Raw genomic sequence first — 4,189 nt, forward strand, 5'->3', positions numbered from 1 at the left:
CTGATCGGACGAGTGGCTTACCCCATCCACGCGTGCATCGCATGGTCGGTCCCGACGAATCCTTTGGCTTGGCCTCCCAGCAATTGCTTTGAGCCTGGCTGCTGTCCGTCGCGTTCTGCAGTGGCGTTACCCTGTCTTGCCAACATGATCCACGAACGGTTGATGTCGGATAATGGCCCCGTGGCCGCTCAATCGGACGCAGCGATGTCTGCCTCTGGGAGATGAGCCGACCGTCTCCGGTAAGCTCCCGAGGGCGGCCTTTGACCCCTAGCGGACTTTCGGATGCCGATCATACTGGTGTACTAGCGCCTCTTATGATCAGATCGCTCCCGGATCGCGAGGCGTCAAATGAGGCGGCGGGATTTTTTAGGCTTCTTGGGAATGGCGGCCATATCGCCACGCGAGGCATTTGCTCAACAGCGCGTTCCGGTCGTGGGGTTCGTCGGATTTGCCACGCCGGAAATCGACAACGCGACGCTCGTTCCCTTCCGGAAGGCGATGGCCGAGCTCGGCTATGTCGAGGGTCGCAACATCGTCATTGAGGCCCGCTCGACAGCCGGCGATGTTTCGCGCGGTCTGGCATTGATCGACGACTTGGTGGCCAAACAAGTAGATGTACTGCTTTCGCCAGGCCCAGCCGCAGCTCGCGCTATCGTAAGGAAGACCAATATTCCTGTTGTCGCCGTGGCGTTGCCTGCAGTGCAAAGCGACCCTGAATTGTTTCAGAGCCTCGCCCGGCCCGGCGGCAGTCTCACTGGCTTCGCTGCGTTCGGCGAGGAGATGTCGGCCAAGCGCATCGAAATGATCCGGGAGATCTTGCCCACGCTGAAGAAGATCGGCGTTTTGAACAACGCCACGGACCCAACCTTTAGCGCCTGGGGAGCGCAAACCACCGAGGAAGCACGACGAGCGGGGGTAGAGCCGGTGCGCCTCGGACTCACAACCGCGTCGTCGGCAGCGGTTGCCGAGCAATTCAATGTGCTTGCGGGCGCGGGCGGCAACGCCGTGATCGTCATTCGCGACTACATGACCGCCGCAATGCAGAACGAGATTTGTCGTATCGGTATCGACATGAAGATCGCTGTCATCGGCCAGCAGAGGGAGTTCGCGCACGCCGGCGCTCTGCTCAGCTATGGCGCCGATATTGGCGACCTCTTTCGTCGCGCTGCGGGTTATGTCGATCTGATTCTGAAGGGGCAAAAGCCCGCAAATATGCCGATCCAGCTACCAACCAAATTCGAGCTAGCCGTAAATCTCAAGACTGCGCGTACGCTTGGGCTGACGATCCCGCCCACCATACTCGTCCTGACGGACGACGTCATCGAGTGAGGCGTCGCGTTGAAATGTCCGCTGGTGGCCCTAAGCCGTCCAATCGCACGACAATTCGAGCGTCGGCTGTTAGACGGACACCGGAAGTGGCAATCCGCGGACACTAGGGCAGAGTTTGACCCACAAGAGACGTCAACCGGATCGCGAGATGGAAACGGGGTGCGTTGATTTTTCTGGGTACTACGAAAGGCAAAACTGCACAGCGCCACGTATATGGCCGATTGGATGGAACCCTTCGCCCGGACGATCGACGCGGCAAAGAAGTACGTCATGTCGAGAGGATCGCGAGATGACAGAACGAATTTCGTTGGAGGGAAAGGTCGCGGTTGTGACTGGCGCAGGTCGCGGGCTTGGGCGGGCATACGTCGAACTTCTCGCCGAGCGCGGCGCCCGGGTCGTTGTGAACGACCTGGGGACCCACGTATCGGGGTTCGGGAAGGATTGCACGATCGCGGAACAGGTGGCCGATTTCATTCGATCCCGTGGAGGCGAGGCAATCGCGAATGACAGCGATGTTTCCACCCCTGAGTGACCTGATCGCGACGACCATCGAGCATTTCGGGAGAATAGACCTCCTCGTGAACAACGCTGGTATCTGCGGAAGCCAGCTATTCGAGGCCGCCACCCTTGACGATTTCGATCACTATTGGCGGGTGCACCTCGGCGGGCCGGTTAACACGGTGAAGGCTGCCTGGCCGTATATGGTCGCACAGCGCTACGGGAAGATCATCCTTACGACGTCAGTCAGCGGCCTGTTTGGAATACGGGGCCAAGCCACCTACGCTGCGGCCAAGTGCGCCGTAGTTGGATTGATGCGCATTCTTGCAATTGAAGGTGCTGAGTATGGGATTCTCGTGAACACCATTTCGCCAGCCGGGTACACGAGGATGCACCCGGCGGCGGTTGCGGATCCCGCTTGGCTGAAGCAGAGCGAAGCCACAATGCCGGTTGCGGCTGTTGCGCCAGCGATGGTCTGGCTTGCAAGCGATAGTTGTTCGGAGACGAACAGGATTTACAACGTGGAAGCTGGAGTAATCCAACGTATCGCTATCGTCATGGGACCTGGCTTCTACGATCCACATCTGACACCCGAGAGCATCGCCGAGAACTACGTAAAGGTCGAATCGATCGAGGGCTTCTTCGAGCCGGGTCCGTTCGAGCCCGGGTAATCGAACTGCTCGTCGAAGCCCGGCAGACCTGCCGACGATCAGATCGGTCAAATTCGAGTTTGTCATAACCTCAAGACCGCGAAAGTGCCCGGGCTTGAAATATCACCAACGGTGTCGGCCCGCGCCGACGAGATCATCGGGTGACGATCCTGCCCATACCGGAGTTGGCAGCCGCGTTCGACAGTCTAATGAGTCCGGAGTCCGGAAGTGGCCGATACTGTTGAAAAAGTCGAAAATAGTACCAGCGCAAAAATCTTGCTGAAATCAGCTCAGGGCGAACTCCGAAAGAAAAGCCTTCACGGCAAAGCTAGGAAGACCGCAGAGCGATCCAGTGTAGATTGACGTGGTCCCCCGTGTCTAACGGCGTCGACCGCACCGGTAGCACCTTAGAAAATAGGCGTGCGCGCCACATGGGACTTTTTCAACGGAATCGACCCTTAGCGACGGTTTGCGCGACGCCTGAATATTTCCGAAGTTGAGGGTAGTCCGCACTTTGGCTGCTAACGGCGCTAAACCGGACGCCACGCGGATAGCCCAATTCGGTCGAAAATGACCCCTAGCCGCTTCGAGCGGCCCTGAGGGGATCTTGGTGGTTGGGCGGGGTCAGGCAGTGTGGCATAATCCACGACGTGGACCCGTTAAGTCCATTGCTTCTTTGTCAAAGGAGAATCGCCATGTCCACGTACATGCTTCTCTGCAATTTCACCGACCATCAAGGACATGCCGCAGCGTCGAGCGGCCGCCAGGGAGTTGGGCAAAAAGTTTGGCGTTGACATCAAGGCCGGCTATCTCGCGATGGGAACATATGACCTCATCATCCACGCCGAGGCCACCGACGATGAGGCCATGGCCAAGTTTCTCTTGTCGCTGGTCGCCATCGGTAACGTACGAACGACTTCGGTCAAGGTGTTCGCGGAAGCGGACGTTGACAAGATCATCGCGGGACTTGCGTAAGCTAACGCAAATCAAAACGAAGGTCAGTTGTTGGCACATAACGTCGGCCAGCGCAGCGACATGTCTGAAGTTGACGACAGATCGGAAATAACAAGCCGACCTTCAAAACAACGCTAATGACCCGGAATGGACATTGGGTCGCAGCCGCGAAGGCTCGTTGGTACAGCCGTTCTGCTCTGTTTGGAAACAGGCATCTGATAAATTTGGCCGACGCCATCGACTGGGAGACGGCATGATGACAGCTGCGTCGGAAGTCAAATCTGCGGGCGCGAACATTCAGGCAAGCACGATCAGCACCATTGTGCTCGGCTTTGCAGCCGATCCAATGGCCCGTTGGGTTTGGTCCGACTCATCCGAATATCTCAGGATTATGCCTGAGTTCGTTAACGCATTTGGCGGACGGGCATTCGAGCATGGCACGGCTTACATCACGGAAGGGGCTCGCGCGGCCGCCCTGTGGCTGCCGCCCGGCGTCGAGCCTGATGAAGCGGCCATGGGCGCAATCATGGCGCAGTCCCTGCGTCCGGAAATCGCCGACGATATTCCACACCTGCTCCAGGGAATGGCCGAACATCATCCCCACGAGCCACATTGGTATCTGCCCCTCATTGCCGCCGATCCGAACTGGATCGGCCAAGGCCTCGGCACATTGCTGATGAAACACGCTCTTCGGCGATGTGACGAGGAGGGCATCGCCGCCTACCTTGAAAGTTCGAATCCGCGAAACATTTCCCTTT

Annotated in this window: 5 protein-coding genes; all 5 read left to right on the forward strand. The window is 58.2% G+C overall.

What is annotated here, in order from left to right; translation table 11 throughout:
• Positions 1-348 precede the first annotated feature (348 nt).
• Complete coding sequence (locus BLV07_RS45645) at positions 349-1,329, forward strand: ABC transporter substrate-binding protein (RefSeq protein WP_091899134.1); 981 nt, start codon at positions 349-351, stop codon at positions 1,327-1,329.
• Between the two features lie 289 nt (positions 1,330-1,618).
• Positions 1,619-1,861, forward strand: a complete 243-nt coding sequence (locus tag BLV07_RS50615; RefSeq protein WP_091899135.1) for an SDR family NAD(P)-dependent oxidoreductase — start codon at positions 1,619-1,621, stop codon at positions 1,859-1,861.
• A complete protein-coding gene (locus tag BLV07_RS45655) occupies positions 1,833-2,498 on the forward strand; it encodes an SDR family NAD(P)-dependent oxidoreductase (protein ID WP_091899136.1) in 666 nt (221 codons plus the stop codon). The genes BLV07_RS50615 and BLV07_RS45655 overlap by 29 nt, the downstream gene beginning before the upstream one ends.
• 720 nt (positions 2,499-3,218) lie before the next feature.
• Positions 3,219-3,452 carry a GYD domain-containing protein gene (locus tag BLV07_RS45660; protein WP_091899137.1) on the forward strand — a complete coding sequence of 78 codons (234 nt, stop codon included), beginning with the start codon at positions 3,219-3,221 and terminating at the stop codon, positions 3,450-3,452.
• Between the two features lie 232 nt (positions 3,453-3,684).
• A partial coding sequence (locus tag BLV07_RS45665; RefSeq protein ID WP_244551470.1) for a GNAT family N-acetyltransferase occupies positions 3,685-4,189 on the forward strand: 505 nt, incomplete at its 3' end.

This window comes from Bradyrhizobium sp. Rc2d, from assembly GCF_900099855.1.
GTDB lineage: Bacteria > Pseudomonadota > Alphaproteobacteria > Rhizobiales > Xanthobacteraceae > Bradyrhizobium.